This is a genomic window from Streptomyces sp. NPDC048275, assembly GCF_040652275.1.
In the GTDB taxonomy this organism is placed as follows: Bacteria; Actinomycetota; Actinomycetes; order Streptomycetales; family Streptomycetaceae; genus Streptomyces.
Window position 1 is genome coordinate 1 of sequence record NZ_JBEZLR010000055.1, and the last position, 19,038, is coordinate 19,038.

15 protein-coding genes are annotated in these 19,038 nt (G+C 69.5%); 7 read left to right on the top strand and 8 right to left on the bottom strand.

From position 1 onward, the window contains the following. Positions 1 to 288: 288 nt before the first annotated feature. On the top strand, positions 289 to 1,680 hold the full coding sequence (locus tag AB0D57_RS28210) for a condensation domain-containing protein (protein WP_362078796.1): 1,392 nt from the start codon (positions 289 to 291) through the stop codon (positions 1,678 to 1,680). Between the two features lie 342 nt (positions 1,681 to 2,022). Here the strand turns inward: AB0D57_RS28210 and AB0D57_RS28215 are convergent, their stop codons facing one another. Further along, a complete protein-coding gene (locus AB0D57_RS28215) occupies positions 2,023 to 3,432 on the bottom strand; it encodes an APC family permease (protein ID WP_362078799.1) in 1,410 nt (469 codons plus the stop codon). Between the two features lie 409 nt (positions 3,433 to 3,841). On the opposite strand from AB0D57_RS28215, the gene AB0D57_RS28220 reads away from it, so the two are divergent. Then, positions 3,842 to 4,690 carry a hypothetical protein gene (locus tag AB0D57_RS28220; protein ID WP_362078802.1) on the top strand — a complete coding sequence of 283 codons (849 nt, stop codon included), beginning with the start codon at positions 3,842 to 3,844 and terminating at the stop codon, positions 4,688 to 4,690. Between the two features lie 56 nt (positions 4,691 to 4,746). Here the strand turns inward: AB0D57_RS28220 and mmsA are convergent, their stop codons facing one another. The 5 genes from mmsA to iolC are packed head-to-tail and all read right to left on the bottom strand — an operon-like array spanning position 4,747 to position 10,861. Next, a complete protein-coding gene (mmsA, locus tag AB0D57_RS28225; RefSeq protein WP_362078805.1) occupies positions 4,747 to 6,249 on the bottom strand; it encodes a CoA-acylating methylmalonate-semialdehyde dehydrogenase in 1,503 nt (500 codons plus the stop codon). Positions 6,250 to 6,263: 14 nt separating this feature from the next. After that, entirely contained in the window at positions 6,264 to 8,147 is a 1,884-nt protein-coding gene (gene iolD, locus AB0D57_RS28230) for a 3D-(3,5/4)-trihydroxycyclohexane-1,2-dione acylhydrolase (decyclizing) (protein ID WP_362078809.1), read from the bottom strand. Further along, a complete protein-coding gene (iolB, locus tag AB0D57_RS28235; protein WP_362078812.1) occupies positions 8,144 to 8,977 on the bottom strand; it encodes a 5-deoxy-glucuronate isomerase in 834 nt (277 codons plus the stop codon). The genes iolD and iolB overlap by 4 nt, the downstream gene beginning before the upstream one ends. Positions 8,978 to 8,984: 7 nt before the next feature. Continuing rightward, positions 8,985 to 9,914 (bottom strand): deoxyribose-phosphate aldolase, encoded by a 930-nt coding sequence (locus AB0D57_RS28240; RefSeq protein ID WP_362078815.1) that lies wholly within the window; start codon positions 9,912 to 9,914, stop codon positions 8,985 to 8,987. Beyond that, a complete protein-coding gene (gene iolC, locus AB0D57_RS28245; RefSeq protein ID WP_362078929.1) occupies positions 9,911 to 10,861 on the bottom strand; it encodes a 5-dehydro-2-deoxygluconokinase in 951 nt (316 codons plus the stop codon). Before iolC ends, AB0D57_RS28240 begins: the two co-directional genes overlap by 4 nt. A gap of 122 nt (positions 10,862 to 10,983) precedes the next feature. Between iolC and AB0D57_RS28250 the strand changes: the two genes are divergently transcribed. The 3 genes from AB0D57_RS28250 to AB0D57_RS28260 all read left to right on the top strand — a co-directional run bounded on the left by AB0D57_RS28250 (position 10,984) and on the right by AB0D57_RS28260 (position 13,041). Continuing rightward, positions 10,984 to 11,913, top strand: a complete 930-nt coding sequence (locus AB0D57_RS28250) for a sugar phosphate isomerase/epimerase (protein WP_362078818.1) — start codon at positions 10,984 to 10,986, stop codon at positions 11,911 to 11,913. Between the two features lie 258 nt (positions 11,914 to 12,171). Next, on the top strand, positions 12,172 to 12,369 hold the full coding sequence (locus AB0D57_RS28255) for a MerR family transcriptional regulator (protein ID WP_362078821.1): 198 nt from the start codon (positions 12,172 to 12,174) through the stop codon (positions 12,367 to 12,369). Between the two features lie 72 nt (positions 12,370 to 12,441). After that, on the top strand, positions 12,442 to 13,041 hold the full coding sequence (locus AB0D57_RS28260; protein WP_362078824.1) for a GNAT family protein: 600 nt from the start codon (positions 12,442 to 12,444) through the stop codon (positions 13,039 to 13,041). Here AB0D57_RS28260 and AB0D57_RS28265 read toward each other — a convergent pair. Continuing rightward, positions 13,022 to 14,056: a zinc-dependent alcohol dehydrogenase family protein gene (locus AB0D57_RS28265; protein WP_362078827.1), complete on the bottom strand. Its 1,035-nt coding sequence runs from the start codon at positions 14,054 to 14,056 to the stop codon at positions 13,022 to 13,024. The genes AB0D57_RS28260 and AB0D57_RS28265 overlap by 20 nt on opposite strands. A gap of 284 nt (positions 14,057 to 14,340) precedes the next feature. Between AB0D57_RS28265 and AB0D57_RS28270 the strand changes: the two genes are divergently transcribed. Then, on the top strand, positions 14,341 to 14,580 hold the full coding sequence (locus AB0D57_RS28270) for a cation transporter (protein ID WP_362078830.1): 240 nt from the start codon (positions 14,341 to 14,343) through the stop codon (positions 14,578 to 14,580). A gap of 119 nt (positions 14,581 to 14,699) precedes the next feature. Continuing rightward, positions 14,700 to 17,036: a heavy metal translocating P-type ATPase gene (locus tag AB0D57_RS28275; protein ID WP_362078932.1), complete on the top strand. Its 2,337-nt coding sequence runs from the start codon at positions 14,700 to 14,702 to the stop codon at positions 17,034 to 17,036. 617 nt (positions 17,037 to 17,653) lie between these two features. On the opposite strand, the gene AB0D57_RS28280 is transcribed toward AB0D57_RS28275, so the two are convergent. Further along, complete coding sequence (locus AB0D57_RS28280; protein ID WP_362078833.1) at positions 17,654 to 18,943, bottom strand: citrate synthase; 1,290 nt, start codon at positions 18,941 to 18,943, stop codon at positions 17,654 to 17,656. Positions 18,944 to 19,038: the final 95 nt, after the last annotated feature.

A 19,038-nucleotide genomic window follows, 5' to 3' on the forward strand; every position in this document is an offset into this window, starting at 1 on the left:
GCAGCTGCAAGGCGGAGGAGGGAGTGATGGCGGAGCCATCGCGACCGACGACAACGCGGCAGATGTGCGTGCCGGACCCCGCGACGCCGCCCTCCCATTGCCGGTCGGTCCAAGGCGGCGGAACGGCCCGGAGCGGCCTCGACGTCACGCACGATGCGCCGAGCACCGTTGTTCGAGACGCCACTCGATCCACTGAAAACCGGGACACCGCAGGTGAATGGCGTGCGTCGGCCGCACACTGGGCGTTCTCTTGACCGGGTCCGATCCCATCTGCGAACGGAAACGCCCGTGCGAATGACCGACATCCAGCGCTGTGAGGTCCGGCCCGGGCGGCTCGTCGAGTGGGGGCTCTCGCCGGCGACCGTCGGAGCGGCGGCGGGCCTGTCGGAGGACTCGCGGCCACCGGCATACGTCCAGGAATCGCACATCAGAACGGCCCGCTCCGTACGCGAGGACGGCCTGTTCGTACCGACCTGGAGCGGCACGGCCTTCGACATCCCGGGCCGGGTCGACCTCGACGCGTTGCAGGACGCGCTGCACAGCTGGACGCTGCGCCACGAGACTCTGCGCAGCGGTTTCCGCTGGTCGGGAGCCGAGATGCACCGGTTCACGCTCGACGCCGAGGATGTGTCACTGCACCGCGAAGTGATCGGCGACTTCGCCGACGCGGCGGAACTCGTCCAGCATCTCCAGTACCGCTTCGACATCGCGGCGGACGCGCTCGGCTGGCCGAACTTCCTCTACACGGCGGTGGTCCGGGACGACGGCGCGAGCGTGTACATGGCCTTCGACCACAGCAACGTCGACTCCTACTCCATCCAGCGCATCCCCGCCGAGATCGACGAGTTCTACACGGCTGGCATCGAGGGCCGCACCGTGGCAAAGACGCCGGTCGCCAGTTACGTCGACTTCTGCGAGAGCGAGCGGGCGGCCGCGGACCGGATCGACGACACCCACGAGATCGTCGCCCGCTGGCGGGGGTTCATCGACCGGTGCGGCGGGCAACTGCCGAACTTCCCCGTCGACCTCGGCCTGGAGCCCGACGGGGACCTGCCCACCCAGAAACTCATGCGCGAGATGCTCGTGGGCGCGGACGACGCCGCCGCGTTCGAGGCGTACTGCCGTCCCTTCGGCGGGAGCCTGGTCGGTGTCCTGGCCGCCACGAGCCTCATCGCCCACGAGATCGGTGGAGAGCCCGTCTACCGCGCGATCGTCCCGTTCCACACCCGGGTGAAGTCCCAGTGGTCGGACTCCGTGGGCTGGTACGTCGGCGGCGCGCCGATCGAGGTGCCCGTCGCGCAGGACCCCGACTTCCGCAGCACCCTGGAAGCCGTGCGCACCACGCTGCGGACCAACAGGACGATGGCCCGCATGCCCCTCGCCCGTGTCCTGCGCCTGCTCGGCTCGGACTTCCGCCCCACCTCGCCCGACCTGTACTCGATCGTCTCCTTCACCGACGCCCGGTGCATCCCCGGCTCCGATCGCTGGGCCGACCAGAAGGCGTACGGACTGATCAGGGTCTCGTACGGCGACAAGGCGTGCGTCTGGTTCAACCGGCTCCACGAGGGCCTGTGGTTCGGCTGCCGCTACCCGGACACCGAAATCGCGTACAAGAACATGCGGCTGTACGCCGAGCGCCTGCGGGACCTCATCACCTCGGTGCCCCGAGTGAAGGGATGACTGCTGCCGCACGCCGGCTCGTGATCAATACACCTGGCCCGCGAGCTCGGCTGCTACCGAACGCTTGCCCAGTGCTCCACCCTTCAGAGTGAAGGTGTGGGGCATCCTCGCCCTAGCGGCCCGGAGGGCCGGCGCGGACCCGTGAAGCAGGAACCCAAGGTGGTATCGCGAAGCGGTACGGACCGGAATTTCCAGCCCTCGGGCTGGAGAGGACGTCAAGGCATGTGGGTGCTGATCGACACCGAAGCACGTCCCGTCGCCCTCGCCACCTATCGCAGCGCGGGCGGCAAGGACGACGGGACGTGCTCGGTGATGACGTGGGACTTCACGGAGTGAAGTCGCTTACGCCTGCGCGTCCTCCGGGATCGTCACCAGCCACCGGGTCTCGCGGCGCGGCCGCAGGTAGAAGGCCCAGTAGAGGGTGGCGACGGCCGTGATGCCTCCGGTCCACAGCAGGTAGGTCGCCTCCTGCCGGCTCAGGATGTACGCGAGGACGGCGATCAGCAGGAGCGGCATCGCGGGCCACAGCGGCATGCGCCAGGCGGGCGTGTGGGCGTGCTTGCCGCGTCGGGCGAGCAGCGCGGCGACCGCGACCAGCAGGTACATGCCCGTCACCGACACACCGGTCACGCCGTACAGGGTGTCCAGGTTGACGAAGCAGAGGAGGGCGCCGGGGACGCCGACGAGGAGCGTGGCGACCCAGGGGGAGCCGAAGCGGCCGAGCCGCGAGAGGCCCTTGTTGACCGGCTCGGGCCACGCCTTGTCGCGGGCCGAGGCGAACAGCACCCGCGAGTTCTGGATGACCATGACGATGCCCGCGTTGATGATCGCGAGGGCCACGCAGAGGCTGACGAAGGTGCCGACGGCGGAGCTCGACCAGGCCGTGACCATGCCGCTGATGTCGCCGCCGGTCAGGGTCGACAGGTCCGGGGCGCCCAGGGTGATCGCGACGACCGGGACCAGGATGATCACGGACGAGATGGCGAGCGTGGCAAGGACCGTACGGGCCACGTTGCGGCGCGGGTTCTCCAGTTCCTCGGAGAGGTAGACCGCGGTCGAGAAGCCCTGGGTGATGAAGAGGGCGATCGCGAGCCCCGAGACGATCAGCATGGCCGTCACGGTGTCCGTGTTGCCCGCCGAGCCCGCCACCTGCATCGACACCAGGCTCCCGGTGCCGCGCTCGCCGTGCGCGAATCCCAGGACCGCCACGACGGCCGCCGCGATGACCTCCAGGACCAGGAAGACGCCGGTGATCCAGGCGTTGGCCCGCAGGTCGAGCAGGCCCGCGAGAGTGGCGAGCAGCATGACGCCCGCGCCCGCCAGTGACGGGTCGAGGTGCACGATCGGCGCCAGGTAGTCCGCCGTGCCCATCGCGATCACCGGCGGCACGATCATGACGACCAACAGGGAGAGCACGAAGACGAGCCAGCCCGCGAGCCGTCCGGCCAGCGTCGACACCATGGCGTACTCGCCGCCCGCGCTGGGGATGAGGGTGCCCAGCTCCGAGTAGCAGAGCGCCACGGCGATACAGAGCAGCGAGCCGATCGCGATGGTCAGCGCGGTCGCCGTGCCGAGCGAGCCGAACAGGTCGGGCACGACCACGAAGAGCGTGGAGGCGGGCGTCACGCAGGAGAGCGTGAGCAGGGTGCCGCCGACGATGCCGATGGAGCGCTTGAGCTTTTGGGGGCTGCCCGACGCCGTGGCGGCGGCGTCCAGGGCGGCGGTCTCGACAGGGCGGAGCGTGTCGGCCATGAAGCGGTTCCGATCGACTCGGGCGTCAGGTGTTCCGGGCGGGAGCGTTATCGCCTCCGGCGGCTCACGTGGTACGTCTCTTCGTCCGCTCCCGGCGCTGATGGAACCTTGACGGAAACCGTTGCGTCAATGGCTGTTTGCCTACGGAATCCGCAATAGCGGAGCGACACAAGTCACATCGCTTTCGCAGGTCCTTACGCCCCTATATGACAATCACCAGAATTTCACAGACTGTGACCTTGCTTTCTAAGGTCGCAGCGGAAAGTTGCCTGCGCTACCCGTTTCATCACCTCATGACGAGAACCGCAGCCGAGGCCTCGAAATTCACCGAGATTGGTCCGCACTCCGGACGTCTACCGAACGGTAGAGTCCTGCGTCCACAGAAGAAGCACAGCTAGGGGTGGGGCACATGAAGCACATACGGATCGCGGTCTGGGCGGGGGTGGCCGCGGCGGCGCTGGCGGGGACGACCGCGTGCAGCGCCGAGGCCACGAAGAAGACGGCCGAGGCGGTCAGTCACGCCGACACGATCATGGCGGCGCTCACGCGGGCGACGGACCGGACCGAGCAGCTCGGCTCGGCCGAGGTCAAGATGACCACCGAGCTGAACGGCGGCACCCCCATCGCCATGGAGGGCACCTACTCCTGGGGCGACGGCTTCGCGTACGACGTCGAGATGGACACCAAGGCCGCGAAGATGGAGACGCTGACGGACGACCCGTCGATCCGCATGCTGCTCGTGGACGGCGCCTACTACTACGACACCGACCCTCAGCCCTCCGGTCCGCTCAAGGGCAAGGAGTGGATGAAGGTCGACGCGTCAGCCATGTTCGGCGAAAAGGGTGCCCAGGCGCTCAGCGGGAACTCCGGCGCCGGCAGCCCGGCGACCACCATGAAGGGCCTCAAGTACGCGAACGACGTCGAGGACCTCGGCAAGGAGACCCTCGACGGGAAGAGCACGACCCACTACCGGGCCGTGATCGACAAGGACCACATGGGCAAGTTCAAGGACGCCTACGGGTCCGGGAACCAGGACACCCTCTTCAACTCCATGACCGGCGGCTCCGAGTCGATCACCATGGACGTCTGGGTCGGCGCCAAGGACCTGCCGGTGCGCCTGAAGGAGGCGTTCGGCACTGTGACGGTCACCATGGACTTTGAGAAGTTCGGTGCCACCGCCGACGTGAAGGCCCCGCCCGCGGCACAGACCGGTGACGTGACCGAGCTGATGAAGAAGGCTGCCGAGCAGCAGGGCTGAACACGACGGTGCCCCGCCCCTCGTGCGAGGGGCGGGGCACCAGTGGTCGTACGGCCTCAGTGGTTGCGCGGGAAGCCCAGGTCGACGCCGGTCGGGGCGTCGGCCGGGTCCGGCCAGCGGGTGGTGACGACCTTGCCTCGGGTGTAGAAGTGCGTGCCGTCGTTGCCGTAGATGTGGTGGTCCCCGAAGAGGGAGTCCTTCCAGCCGCCGAAGGAGTGGTAGCCGACGGGCACCGGGATCGGTACGTTCACGCCGACCATGCCCGCCTCGATCTCCAGCTGGAAGCGACGGGCGGCGCCGCCGTCCCGGGTGAAGATCGCGGTGCCGTTGCCGAACGGCGAGGCGTTGATCAACGCCACGCCCTCCTCGTACGTGTCGACGCGCAGCACGCACAGCACCGGGCCGAAGATCTCGTCCTTGTACGCGTCCGAGGTCACCGGGACGCGGTCCAGCAGCGAGAGGCCGATCCAGTGACCGTCCTCGTAGCCCTCCACCGTGTAGCCGGTGCCGTCGAGGACGACCTCGGAGCCCTGCGCCGCCGCGCCCGCCACGTAGGACGCCACCTTGTCGCGGTGCGCGGCCGTGATCAGCGGGCCCATCTCGGAGGTCGGGTCGTTGCCGGGGCCGATCTTGATCTTCTCGGCGCGCTCGCGGATCTTGTCGACCAGCGCGTCGCCGATCGAGCCGACGGCCACGACGGCGGAGATCGCCATGCAGCGCTCGCCGGCCGAACCGTAGGCCGCGGACACGGCCGCGTCCGCCGCCGCGTCCAGGTCCGCGTCCGGGAGGACCAGCATGTGGTTCTTGGCACCGCCCAGGGCCTGGACGCGCTTGTGGTTCGCGGCGGCGGTGGTGTGGATGTAGCGGGCGATGGGCGTGGAACCGACGAAGGACACGGCCTTCACGTCCGGGTGCTCGAGCAGGCGGTCGACGGCCACCTTGTCCCCGTGGACGACGTTGAACACGCCGTCCGGCAGACCCGCCTCGGCCAGCAGCTCGGCGACCTTCATCGCCGCCGACGGGTCCTTTTCCGACGGCTTCAGTACGAAGGTGTTGCCGCACGCGATGGCGATCGGGAACATCCACATCGGCACCATGGCCGGGAAGTTGAACGGCGTGATGCCCGCGACGACGCCCAGCGGCTGCCGGATCGAGGCCACGTCGACCTTGGAGGCCACCTCGGTCGACAGCTCGCCCTTCAGCTGCACGGTGATCCCGCACGCCAGGTCGACGATCTCCAGGCCGCGCGCGACCTCGCCGAGCGCGTCCGAGTGCACCTTGCCGTGCTCGGCGGTGATCAGCTCGGCGATCTCGTCGCGGTGGGCGTCGAGCAGCGCGCGGAACTTGAACAGGATCGTGGACCGCTTGGCCAGCGAGGACTGGCCCCAGGTCGCGTAGGCGTCCTTCGCGGCGGCGACCGCGGCGTCCACCTCGTCGACCGTCGCGAAGGCGACCTTCGTGGTGACCGCGCCGGTCGCCGGGTCGGTGACCGGCCCGTACGTACCCGACGCGCCGTCGACGGTCTTGCCGCCGATCCAGTGGTTGACGATCTTCGTCATGACCAAGAACTCCTTCACAGATGGCGGCGTCGGGCGGCGACGTGCCGGTCGTACTCCTCGCGCGCCTTGACCGCCGACGATCGGGTCGCGGTCTCGGCCACAGGTACATCCCACCAGGCCTGGGCCGGGGGCGCCCCCGACACTGTGTCTGCCGTTTCGGTCTCCACGTAGACACATGTGGGAGTGTCCGCGGCGCGCGCCTCGGCAAGGGCCGCCCGCAGGTCACGCACCGTCTTCGCGCGCAGCACCCGCATGCCGAGGCTGGCCGCGTTGGCGGCGAGGTCGACGGGCAGCGGCGCCCCCGTGTACGTACGGTCCTCGGAGCGGTAACGGTACGCGGTGCCGTACCGCTCGCCGCCCACGGACTCGGAGAGGCCGCCGATGGAGGCGTACCCGTGGTTCTGGAGTATGAGGACCTTGATGGCGATCCCCTCCTGCACGGCGGTGACGATCTCCGTCGGCATCATCAGATACGTGCCGTCGCCGACCAGCGCCCACACGGGACGGTCGGGGGCCGCCATCCGCACGCCGATCGCGGCCGGGATCTCATAGCCCATGCACGAGTAGCCGTACTCGACGTGGTACTGGTCGCGTGAGCGCGTCCGCCACAGTTTGTGCAGGTCACCGGGGAGCGAACCGGCCGCGTTGATCAGGATGTCGTCCTCGGTGACCAACTCGTCGAGAACGCCGAGGACCTGTGGCTGGGTGGGCCGAATGTCCGGGTCCTCGGACTCGTAGGCCGCGTCGACCCGGTACTCCCAGCGCTCCTTGTCGTCCGTGTACTCGGTGACATAGGCGGGCTCGGCGCGGTGGTCGTGCAGCATGAGCGCCTCGGTGAGCTCCTCGAGCCCTACGCGCGCGTCCGCGATCAGCGTCTGTCCGGACAGCTTGTGACCGTCGTACGGCGCGATGTTCAGGTTCAGGAAGCGGACGCCCGAGGCGTTGAAGAGGGTGCCGGAGGCGGTGGTGAAGTCGCTGTAGCGGGTGCCGACGCCGATCACCAGGTCGGCGGTGCGGGCGAGTTCGTCGGCGGTCGCCGTGCCGGTGTGGCCGATGCCGCCGACGTCCTGGGGGTGGTCCCAGCTCAGGACCCCCTTGCCCGCCTGGGTGGAAGCGACGGGGATGCGGGTGGCGGTGGCGAGTTCGGCGAGCGCCTCCTCTGCGCGGCTGTGGTGGACACCGCCGCCCGCGACGATGAGGGGACGCCGGGCCTCGCGGATCGTGTGTACGGCGGCGGCCAGCTCGGACGCGTCGGGCGCGGGGCGGCGCACGGACCACGTCCGCTCCGCGAAGAACTCCTCCGGCCAGTCGTACGCCTCCGCCTGCACGTCCTGCGGCAGCGCGAGCGTGACGGCGCCGGTCTCGACCGGGTCGGTCAGCACCCGCATGGCCTGGAGGGCGGCCGGGATGAGCGCCTCGGGACGGGTGACGCGGTCGAAGTACTTCGACACCGGGCGCAGACAGTCATTGACCGACACATCGCCCGCGTACGGGAGTTCGAGCTGCTGGAGCACCGGGTCGGCCGGGCGGGTCGCGAAGGTGTCGCCGGGGAGCAGCAGCACCGGGAGGTGGTTGATCGTCGCGAGGGCGGCGCCGGTGACGAGGTTCGTCGCGCCGGGGCCGATGGAGGTGGTCACGGCGTGCGTCGACAGCCGGTTGGACTGGCGGGCATAGCCGACCGCCGCGTGCACCATGGACTGTTCGTTGCGCCCTTGGTGGTACGGCATGTCGTCCGCGTACTCGATGAGCGCCTGGCCGATCCCGGCGACGTTGCCGTGGCCGAAGATGCCCCAGGTGGCGCCGATCAGCCGCTGCCGTTCGCCGTCCCGTTCGGTGTACTGGGCGGCCAGGAAGCGCACCAGCGCCTGTGCGACCGTCAGCCTCGTCGTTGAGGTCATCGGTATCCCTCTGTGCTTGCAGTGTTGTCTACGTGTTCCGGGTGGAAGCAGATCCGCCATTCCCGCTCCTCGCCCGGTCCCGCCATCACGTTCAGGTAGTACATGGTGTGCCCGGGCGCCGCAATGGACGGGCCGTGCCAGCCGTCGGGGACCAGCACTGCGTCGCCGGTGCGGACTTCGGCGAGGACGTCGCTGCCGCCGTCTCGGGAAGGGAATACGCGTTGATAGCCGAATCCGTTCGGCCCGTCGATCTCGAAGTAGTAGATCTCCTCGAGTTCCGACTCGATTCCGGGCCGGTGCTCGTCGTGCTTGTGCGGCGGATAGGAGGACCAGTTGCCGCCGGGGGTGATGACCTCGACGGCGATGAGCCTGTCGCAGTCGAAGGCGTCGGCGGAGGCGAAGTTGCGCACCTGGCGGGCGCAGGTGCCGCTGCCGCGGTCTTCGACGGGAACCTCCGGCGCGGGGCCGTAGCGGGCGGGGAGTTGGCGCTCGCACTTCGCTCCTGCCAGGGCGAAGCGGCCTCCCGCGCCGGAGGTGATCTGTGCCCGGGCGTCACGGGGTACGTACGCGAAGTCGGTGACCCCCGCGAACACACTGTCCCTGCCCAGGATTTGGAACTCTTTGTCCTCTATGCGAACGGTACAGCCGCCGCTCAGCGGAAGCACGATCCACTCGCTGTCGCCGGTGGTGAACGTGTGTGTGCCGCCCGGCCCGAGCTCCACCACGCGCAGACTGCTGTGGGTCCAGCCGGCGCGCTCGGGGTCGATGTCGAGCGTGTAGTTCGCGTCGGCGGCGGCGCCCTTGGGGACGTACAGCTGGTGGCTGGTCATCGGGTCCTCACAGCAGTCCTACGGCGGTGTCCACGGCGGCGGTCACGTCCCCGTCGGCCGGGTAGAGCAGCGAGCGGCCGACGACCAGTCCCTGCACGGTGGGGAGTTGCAGCGCGCCGCGCCACTTCTCGTACGCGCCCTCCTGGTCCTCGCCGACGTCGCCGCCCAGCAGTACGGCGGGCAGGGTGGAGGTCTCCATGACGCGGGCCATGTCGTCGGGGTTCTCGGTGACGGGCACCTTCAGCCAGGTGTAGGCCGAACTGCCGCCCAGGCCGCTGGCGATGGCGATGGACTTGATGACGGCCTCGGCGCTCAGGTCATTGACCAGCTTGCCTTCGGGGGTGCGGCGGCTGAGGAACGGCTCGACGAAGACCGGGAGCCGACGCTGCGCCATCTCGTCGACGGCTCGGGCGGTGGACTCCAGGGTGCGCAGCGAGCCCGGATCGTCGTAGTCGATGCGCAGCAGCAGTTTGCCCGCGTCGAAGTTGAGCCGCTCGATGTCCTGGGGGCGGTGGCCGGTGAAGCGGTCGTCCAGTTCGAAGGAGGCGCCCGCCAGGCCGCCGCGGTTCATCGAGCCGAGGATCACCTTGTGGTCGAGGGCACCGAGGAGCAGCAGGTCGTCGAGGATGTCGGCGGTGGCGAGCACACCGTCGACGCCGGGGCGGGAGAGGGCCAGGCAGAGCCGCTCCAGGAGGTCGGCACGGTTCGCCATGGCGAACTTCCGGTCACCGACGGAGAGGGCCCCACGGGCCGGGTGGTCCGCCGCGACGATCATCAGCCGGCCGGTGTCGTCGACGAGCGGGCGGCGGGGGCGACGGGCGGCGGCTTCGGCGACGGCCTCGGGGTGATGGGTGCGCAGACGGACGAGCTCGGCGATGTCGATGCCGCCGTGTCTTGCGTACGAGGAGGGGGCGCCCCCTTCGTGTCCCGCCTTCATCGGACCACTCCTGCCGTGAGCGCGTCCTCGACCTCTTCGGGGGTCGGCATCGCGGAGGAGCACTCCAGGCGGGAGGCGACGATGGCGCCCGCGGCGTTCGCGTGCCGCATGATCCGCTCCAGGTCCCAGCCGGCGAGCAGGCCGTGGCAGAGGGAGCCGCCGAACGCGTCGCCGGCACCGAGCCCGTTGAGGACCGTCACCGGGAGGGGCGGGACCTCGGCGGAGGTGCCGTCGCGGTGGACGGCGAGGACGCCCTTGGGGCCCTGCTTGACGACGGCGAGTTCCACACCGGCTTCGAGGAGGGCGGTCGCCGCCGCGTGCGGTTCGCGCTCGCCGGTGGCGATCTCGACCTCGTCGATGTTGCCGACGGCGACGGTGGTGTGGCGCAGGGCCTCGGCGTAGAAAGGCCGGGCCGAGTCGGGGTCCTTCCAGAACATGGGCCGCCAGTCGAGGTCGAAGACCGTCGTACCGGACTTGGCCCGGTGGGCGAGCGCGGCGAGTGTCGCCGTACGGCTGGGCTCCTCGCTCAGGCCGGTCCCCGTCATCCAGAAGATGCGCGCCTCGTGGACGGCGTCCAGGTCGAGTTCGTGCGCGTCGATCTCCAGGTCCGGGGCCTTGGGCCGCCGGTAGAAATACAGCGGGAAGTCGTCCGGCGGGAACACCTCGCAGAACGTGACCGGGGTCGGCAGGCCCGCCACCGGGGTGACCCAGCGGTCGTCGACGCCGAAGCCGCGCAGTGCCTCGTGGAGGTACACGCCGAAGGGATCGTCACCCGTACGCGTGATCACCGCGGTACGCCGTCCCAGCCGGGCCGCGGCCACCGCGACGTTCGTCGCCGATCCGCCGAGGAACTTCCCGAAGGACGAGACCTGCGCCAGCGGGACCCCCGTCTGCAACGGATAGAGGTCCACGCCTATCCGCCCCATGGTGATCAGGTCGTACGCCATCGAGTTCCCTTCGCTTCGGCTGTCCACAGGTCTAGTCCCGCACGGGGAGCCCTGTCAACAGTTTGTCCAGACATTCGGACCAGGCCTTGACACCTCCCCCGGGTCGTCGGAAGCTGACGCCCATGACGTCGTTGTCACCGCAGGCTTCACCTCAGTCCTCACTGTCCCGCATCCGGATCGGTTCGGCGCCCGACTCCTGGGGCGTCTGGTTCCCCGACGACCCCCAGCAGGTCCCCTGGCAGCGCTTCCTCGACGAGGTCTCGCAGTCCGGGTACGAGTGGATCGAGCTGGGCCCGTACGGCTATCTGCCCACCGATCCGGCCGTCCTCAAGGAGGAGACCGCGCGGCGCGGGCTCACCGTGTCGGCCGGCACCGTCTTCACCGGGCTGCACCGGGGTCCCGAGGTGTGGGACGCCACCTGGGCGCACGTCTCGGACATCGCGGCGCTCACCCAGGCGATGGGCGCCGAGCACCTCGTCGTCATCCCGGCCTTCTGGCGGGACGACAAGACCGGCGAGGTGCTGGAGGACAGCACGCTCACGCCGGCACAGTGGCGCGATCTCACCACGCAGACCGAGCGGCTCGGCCGGGAGGTGCGGGAGCGCTACGGGCTGAGCATCGTCGTCCACCCGCACGCCGACACGCACATCGACAGCGAGGAGAACGTCACGCGTTTCCTCGACGCGACCGACTCGTCGCTGGTGTCGCTGTGCCTCGACACGGGCCACTACGCCTACTGCGGCGGCGACAACGTCAAGCTCATCGAGACGTACGGGGAGCGCATCGGGTACCTCCACCTCAAGCAGGTGGATCCGGAGATCCTGGCCGAGGTGCGGGCGAACGAGGTGCCGTTCGGGCCGGCCGTCGCCCGTGGCGTGATGTGCGAACCGCCGTCCGGCGTCCCGGCGCTGGAGCCGGTGCTCGCGGCGGCCCGGAAGCTCGACGTCGACCTCTTCGCGATCGTCGAGCAGGACATGTACCCGTGCCCGCCGGACAAGCCACTGCCGATCGCTCAGCGGACCCGGGCGTTCTTGCGGTCGTGCGGGGCGTAGGGGCTTTGCCTTGAGGCGTTGAGGTGCTGAGGTGCTGAGCCCTTGAGGCCTAATGCGTCACGCGTGTCACAAAAAACACCTCCCTGTCACGCATGTCGCGAGTACGCGGGTCTTCGGTCACACCCAGTCGACAGGCACTTCCCAGCGATCACGCTGCGTCGTTCACGGGGCACAGGCTTTGTGATCGCCAGCGCAGCGCTCGGCTCCCCCGACGGCCGCCCCCGGCCGCCGCCGCGGTGCGCGCAGGGAGGTGCCACCATGACCGACCGTAGGCTCTGGTCGTACAAGGAGATCGCGGCGCACATCAAGGTGCAGCCGGACACCGTACGGTCGTACCGCAAGCACGGGCTGCTGCCCCCGCCCGACCACGTGGAGAACGGAAAGCCCTACTGGTACCCGGAGACCGTCAGACTCTGGGTCGCCTCCCGCCCGGGAAACCGCGGCCGCAGAGACTGAAGCCACAGGCACTCAACCCGCACCCCGTCCCCGCCCAGTGCGCCGGGACGGGGCACGCGGTTCAATCTCGGGATGAGCCCCGCCGACTTCTCCCTCAAACCCGTCCTCACCGGCCAGAAGACCGTTCTGCACCCCTTCACCGAGGACGACGCGATCGGCATCGCGGAGATCCTCAAGGACCCGGAGGTCATCCGCTTCACCTTCGAACCGTCCACCGAAATCACCCCGCAGCGGCTGCGCTCCTGGTACGGCTCCCGCGCCGCCCAGGCCGACCGGCTGGACCTGGCCGTCACCGACCGTGGCACCGGCGAACTCGTGGGCGAGGTCGTCCTCCACGACTGGAATCCGGCCGATCGCAGTTGCACCTTCCGCACGCTCATCGGGCCCCGCGGGCGGGGGAAGGGGATCGGTACGGAGGCCACCCGGCTCATCGTCGGCCACGGCTTCGAGCGACTGGGCCTGCACCGGATCTCGTTGGAGGCGTACACCCACAACCATCGTGCCCGCCGCGTCTACGAGAAGGTCGGGTTCGTGGAGGTAGGCGTGCGGCGGCAGGCTCAGCTGCGGGACGGTGTGTGGGTGGACGAAACGCTCATGGCGATTCTCGCCGACGAGTGGGCGGTCCACCGGGGGCACCCCGAGGGTGGGGCGGTCAGCTCCACGGCTCGATGACCGTCACTCCGGCTCCCGGTGCCGTGCCCATCGCGGCCAGCGCGGCCGGGGCCGTGTCCAGCGGGATGGTGGAGGTGACCAGGAGGTCGGGCCGGAGTACCCCGGCGCGCACCAGCTCCAGCATCCGCGGGTAGGCGTGCGCCGGCATGCCGTGGCTGCCCAGGAGTTCCAGTTCGAGGCCGATCACGCGGCCCATCGGGACCTCGGGGTCCTGGGGCAGCAGGCCGACCTGGACATGACGCCCGCGCCGGCGCAGCCCCCGCACCGAGGCCGCGCAGATGGCCGGGGAGCCGAGCGCGTCGAGGGAGAGGTGGGCGCCGCCGCCCGTCAGCTCGCGCACCGCCTCCGCCGTGTCGCCGACCCGCGAGCCGTCCACCACCTCCGCCGCCCCGAACTTCCGTGCCAGGTCCAGGGCCCGGGGCGAGAGGTCGACGGCGACGACCCGTGCGCCGCAGGCCGCCGCGATCATCACGGCCGACAGTCCCACGCCGCCGCAGCCGTGCACCGCGACCCACTCCCCCGCCGCCACCCGGCCCTGCGCGACCACCGCGCGAAACGCCGTGGCGAACCGGCAGCCCAGGGAGGCCGCCGTAGCGAAGGACAGCTCGTCCGGCACCGCGACCAGGTTCACGTCGGCGTGGTCGAGTGCCACGTACTGCGCGAAGGATCCCCAGTGCGTAAATCCCGGCTGGGTCTGCCGCTCGCACACCTGCTGGTCGCCCGCCGCGCAGGACGGACAGCTGCCGCAGGCGCAGATGAACGGAACGGTGACCCGGTCGCCCGGGCGCCAGCCTGTCACCCGGGCGCCCACCGCCTCGACGACTCCGGCGAGTTCGTGGCCCGGCACATGGGGCAGCCTGATGTCCGGGTCGTGCCCCATCCAGCCGTGCCAGTCGCTCCGGCACAGCCCGGTGGACTCGACCCGCACCACCACCCCGTGATCCGCGGGCGCCGGGTCCGCCACCTCACGTACCTCGGCAGGCTCCTCGTACCGCTCGAACACCACTGCCCGCATCCGTCTCGCCCCTCCACCCGGAGATCACCGTTCCGGGGCGAACGCTAGCTGCGAGCCTCGGGCTTGCCCTGTTCCGGCACCGTGCGAGCGCGGTGCCGGTGAGGGCCGTGCCGCCGCGGCCGGAATGAGCGGCCGGGACGGCGACGGCGGACAAGCGTCACAAGGTTCGGACAAATCGGCTGCATGTGCTCACCGGCGCGGCGTGCCCCTACTTGGAGAAGTACCCCCTAGGGGTATACTTTGGAGTCACCCGAGCCCCACACGCCTCGACGAGGAGCAACGCCATGACCGCGCAGACCGACGCCCCGGGTTCCATCACGACCGTCTACCAGGTGAGCGGTATGAGCTGCGGACACTGTGAAGGCTCCGTCTCCGGTGAGCTCTCCCAGATCGCCGGCGTCAGCTCGGTGACGGCCGTGGCGGCCACCGGCGAGGTCACCGTGGTCTCCGCCGTACCGCTCGACGCGGAGGCCGTGCGCGCCGCCGTCGACGAGGCGGGCTTCGAGCTCGCCGACAAGGCTTGAGCACTCTCCCTGCACATGCCTCTCCACACCGGGCCGTACCGACCAGCTGATACTGGCTCCGTACGGCCCGGCTCAGTCAATGGAGCCCGACCATGACCATCGCAGCACCCGACTCATCCATAGCGGATACGTCAGCGGAGACCTCAGCGGAAACGTCGGCGGCGACGTCACCCACAACGGAGATCGAGCTGAGTATCGGCGGCATGACCTGCGCCTCCTGCGCGGCCCGCGTCGAGAAGAAGCTCAACCGCATGGACGGCGTCACCGCCACGGTCAACTTCGCGACGGAGAGAGCGAAGGTCTCGTACCCGGAGGGGATACGGGTCGCCGATCTGATCGCCACCGTCACGAAGACGGGCTACACGGCCGAGGAGCCCCCGCCTCCCACGCCCTCTCTTGAGGAAACGGCGCCCGCCGAGGACCCCGAACTGGCCTCCCTGCGCGGACGCCTCGTCGTATCCGCCCTCCTCGCGTTCCCCGTCGTCCTGCTGTCGATGGTCCCGGCCCTCCAGTTCGACAACTGGCAGTGGCTCTCCCTGACGCTCGCCGCGCCCGCCGTCGTCTGGGGCGGGCTGCCCTTCCACCGGGCCGCGCTGACGAACGCGCGGCACGGCGCGGCCACCATGGACACGCTCGTCTCGGTCGGCACGCTCGCCGCCTTCGGCTGGTCCCTGTGGGCGCTGTTCTGGGGGCACGCGGGGATGCCGGGCATGCGGCACGGCTTCGACCTCACCGTCTCGCGTACGGACGGGTCGTCGACGATCTACCTCGAAGTCGCCGCGGGTGTCGTCGCTCTCATCCTGCTCGGCCGCTACCTGGAGGCCCGTTCCAAGCGGCGCGCCGGAGCCGCCCTCAGGGCGCTGTTCGAACTGGGCGCCAAGGACGTCGCCGTACTGCGGGACGGTCGTGAGGTCCGGATCCCCGTCGCACAACTCGAGGTGGGCGACCGCTTCGTCGTACGGCCCGGCGAGAAAATAGCCACCGACGGCACCGTCGTCGAGGGCGCCTCCGCGGTCGACGCGTCCATGCTGACCGGCGAGTCGGTACCCGTCGACGTCGCCGTCGGCTCCGTGGTGGCCGGCGCGACCGTGAACGCCGGCGGGCGGCTCGTCGTCGAGGCGACCCGGGTCGGCGCGGACACGCAGCTCGCGCGGATGGCACGGCTCGTCGAGGACGCGCAGAACGGCAAGGCCGAGGTACAGCGCCTCGCCGACCGGGTCTCCGGGATCTTCGTGCCCGTGGTGCTGCTGATCGCGCTCGGCACCTTCGGGGTCTGGCTCGGCGTCACGGGTGACACGGTCGCCGCCTTCACCGCGGCCGTCGCGGTGCTGATCATCGCCTGCCCCTGCGCCCTCGGTCTCGCGACCCCGACCGCCCTGATGGTCGGCACCGGGCGGGGCGCCCAGCTCGGCATCCTCATCAAGGGCCCCGAGGTCCTGGAGTCCACGCGCCGCGTCGACACCGTCGTCCTGGACAAGACCGGGACGGTGACGACGGGACAGATGACACTCCAGGAGGTGTACGTCGCCGCGGGCACCGACGAGGAGGGGCTCCTGCGGCTCGCCGGCGCCCTGGAACACGCCTCCGAGCATCCGGTGGCCCGGGCGATCGCCGCGGGCGCTCAGAAGCGCGCTGGGACGCTTCCCCCGGTGGAGGACTTCGAGAACGTCCCGGGGCTCGGCGTACGCGGGCGGGTGGAGGGCTACGACGTCCGGGTGGGACGGTTCCATGAGGGCGCGCTCCATGCGGGCGCAGGTCACGAGGGGGCGCGTCATGAGGGCGTACGTCATGACGGCGTACTCGCCCAGGTCGCGCTTCCCCAGGAGTTGGCCCGCGCCAAGGCAGAGGCCGAGGCGGCGGGGCGGACGGCCGTCGTGGTCACCCGGGACGGGGTCGCACTCGGCGTCCTGACCGTCGCCGACGCGATCAAGGAGACCAGCGCGCAGGCCGTGCGCGAACTGCGCGCCCTGGGGCTCACGCCCGTCCTGCTGACCGGCGACAACCGGGCGGTCGCGGAGTCGGTGGCGCGTGCCGTCGGCATCGATCGCGCGGATGTGATCGCCGAGGTACTGCCCGAGGAGAAGGTCCACGTCGTCGAGCGGCTGCGGGCCGAGGGGCGGACCGTCGCGATGGTCGGGGACGGGGTGAACGACGCGGCGGCCCTCGCCACCGCCGACCTGGGCCTGGCCATGGGCACAGGCACGGACGCGGCGATCGAGGCGAGCGATCTGACGCTGGTCCGTGGGGATCTGCGGGTGGCGGCCGACGCGATCCGGCTGTCGCGCAGGACCCTGTCCACGATCAAGGGAAATCTGGTCTGGGCCTTCGGCTACAACGTGGCGGCGCTGCCGCTCGCCGCGGCGGGACTCCTCAACCCCATGATCGCAGGGGCCGCGATGGCCTTCTCGTCGGTCTTCGTGGTGACGAACAGTCTTCGTCTCAGGGCATTCTCATGACGACGGAGTAAGAGTCCCCCTAGAGTCCAACGGAAGCCTCACATAAGCTCTTCACAAGGCTCGCGCATCATCCTTACGCTTGGCCCCGGTTGCCTTTTGGGGGCTCTTGCGCATCTTCAGGACATATGCAAGAGACGCAGATCACAGTGATGTGAACGTAACCAACGAAGGGGTTCGTGAGTCTAAGTTGGCGATGCCGGCGACGTCTTGGGGGGCGTTTCTGGCATCGGGGGATGTCTTGGGGGACGTTCCCGGAATTGCGTTGCCGGGGCACGTGCAGCGGGGAGCTTTGAGCGGCCCTCCCGTCGGTACGGGTCCCGGCAGACCGCACCGCAGTACCTAGAGTTTTGCTCGTTTTGCTCACGGCAGCCCCGGAGCAAGCCGCCGGCAAGCTCGCAGCGATTCAGGCGCTGTCCACAGACGCCCGGCCGGATCCCGTGGGGGGAATCCGCACCGGGACAAGGAAAGCGCCCTGACTTCCGGCCCGTGGGGGGACCGGTAGCAGGGCGCTTTCCGTATTTTTTGGGGCTCGGTTCGCCTCCGGCGCGCCCCTTCGGCTCACTCGCCGTAGGGCACCGTCGTTTGGGGTGCCGTAGAAGAACCGCAGGTAACCGGGGTCAGCGGGCCTCGACCGGGACGAAGTCGCGCTCGACCACACCCGTGTAGATCTGGCGCGGGCGGCCGATGCGGGAGCCGGGCTCCTTGATCATCTCGTGCCACTGAGCGATCCAGCCCGGGAGGCGGCCGAGGGCGAACAGGACCGTGAACATCTCGGTCGGGAAGCCCATGGCGCGGTAGATCAGGCCGGTGTAGAAGTCCACGTTCGGGTAGAGACTGCGCGAGACGAAGTAGTCGTCGGAGAGCGCGTGCTCCTCGAGCTTGAGCGCGATGTCCAGCAGCTCGTCGGACTTGCCGAGCGCCGAGAGGACATCGTGCGCGGCCGCCTTGATGATCTTCGCGCGGGGGTCGAAGTTCTTGTAGACGCGGTGGCCGAAGCCCATCAGGCGGACGCCGTCCTCCTTGTTCTTCACCTTGCGGATGAAGGAGTCGACGTCGCCGCCGGAGGCCTGGATGCCCTCCAGCATCTCCAGCACGGACTGGTTGGCGCCGCCGTGCAGCGGGCCCCAGAGCGCCGAGATACCGGCCGAGATCGAGGCGAACATGTTCGCCTGCGACGAGCCCACCAGACGCACGGTGGAGGTCGAACAGTTCTGCTCGTGGTCAGCGTGCAGGATGAGCAGCTTGTCGAGCGCGGAGACGACGACCGGGTCGAGCTCGTACTCCTGGGCGGGGACCGAGAAGGTCATGCGCAGGAAGTTCTCGACGTACCCGAGGTCGTTGCGCGGGTAGACGAAGGGGTGGCCGATCGACTTCTTGTACGCGTACGCCGCGATCGTCGGAAGCTTGGCGAGAAGGCGGATCGTCGAGAGGTGACGCTGCTTCTCGTCGAACGGGTTGTGGCTGTCCTGGTAGAACGTCGACAGGGCACTGACCACCGACGACAGCATCGCCATCGGGTGGGCGTCGCGCGGGAAGCCCTGGAAGAAGCGCTTGACGTCCTCGTGCAGCAGAGTGTGCTGCGTGATCTCGTTCTTGAAGGTGGAGAGCTCGTCCACGTTCGGCAGCTCGCCGTTGATCAGCAGAGAGGCCACCTCAAGGAAGGTGGAGCGCTCGGCCAGCTGCTCGATCGGGTAGCCGCGGTACCGAAGGATTCCCTGCTCGCCATCGAGATAGGTGATCGCGGATTTATAGGCGGCGGTGTTCCCGTAACCGCTGTCCAGCGTCACCAGCCCGGTCTGGGCGCGGAGCTTCCCGATGTCGAAGCCCTTGTCGCCGACGGTGCTGTCGATCACCGGGTAGGTGTACTCGCCATCGCCGTACCGCAGTACTACAGAGTTGTCGCTCACGTCATCCCTCACCGACGTTGTGCCTCTTCTTCGAGGTGCCCTGACTGTCTCTACCATCCCCCATTTGGCCCTGGAGAGTGCACTCGGGGTCGACC

Bases quoted from the DNA above. Each gene is read 5' to 3' on its own strand.
- AB0D57_RS28215 (WP_362078799.1), bottom strand. From the start codon at position 3,432: ATGGCCGACACGCTCCGCCCTGTCGAGACCGCCGCCCTGGACGCCGCC.
- AB0D57_RS28220 (WP_362078802.1), top strand. From the start codon at position 3,842: ATGAAGCACATACGGATCGCGGTCTGGGCGGGGGTGGCCGCGGCGGCG.
- mmsA (WP_362078805.1), bottom strand. From the start codon at position 6,249: ATGACGAAGATCGTCAACCACTGGATCGGCGGCAAGACCGTCGACGGC.
- iolD (WP_362078809.1), bottom strand. From the start codon at position 8,147: ATGACCTCAACGACGAGGCTGACGGTCGCACAGGCGCTGGTGCGCTTC.
- iolB (WP_362078812.1), bottom strand. From the start codon at position 8,977: ATGACCAGCCACCAGCTGTACGTCCCCAAGGGCGCCGCCGCCGACGCG.
- AB0D57_RS28240 (WP_362078815.1), bottom strand. From the start codon at position 9,914: ATGAAGGCGGGACACGAAGGGGGCGCCCCCTCCTCGTACGCAAGACAC.
- iolC (WP_362078929.1), bottom strand. From the start codon at position 10,861: ATGGCGTACGACCTGATCACCATGGGGCGGATAGGCGTGGACCTCTAT.
- AB0D57_RS28250 (WP_362078818.1), top strand. From the start codon at position 10,984: ATGACGTCGTTGTCACCGCAGGCTTCACCTCAGTCCTCACTGTCCCGC.
- AB0D57_RS28255 (WP_362078821.1), top strand. From the start codon at position 12,172: ATGACCGACCGTAGGCTCTGGTCGTACAAGGAGATCGCGGCGCACATC.
- AB0D57_RS28260 (WP_362078824.1), top strand. From the start codon at position 12,442: ATGAGCCCCGCCGACTTCTCCCTCAAACCCGTCCTCACCGGCCAGAAG.
- AB0D57_RS28265 (WP_362078827.1), bottom strand. From the start codon at position 14,056: ATGCGGGCAGTGGTGTTCGAGCGGTACGAGGAGCCTGCCGAGGTACGT.
- AB0D57_RS28270 (WP_362078830.1), top strand. From the start codon at position 14,341: ATGACCGCGCAGACCGACGCCCCGGGTTCCATCACGACCGTCTACCAG.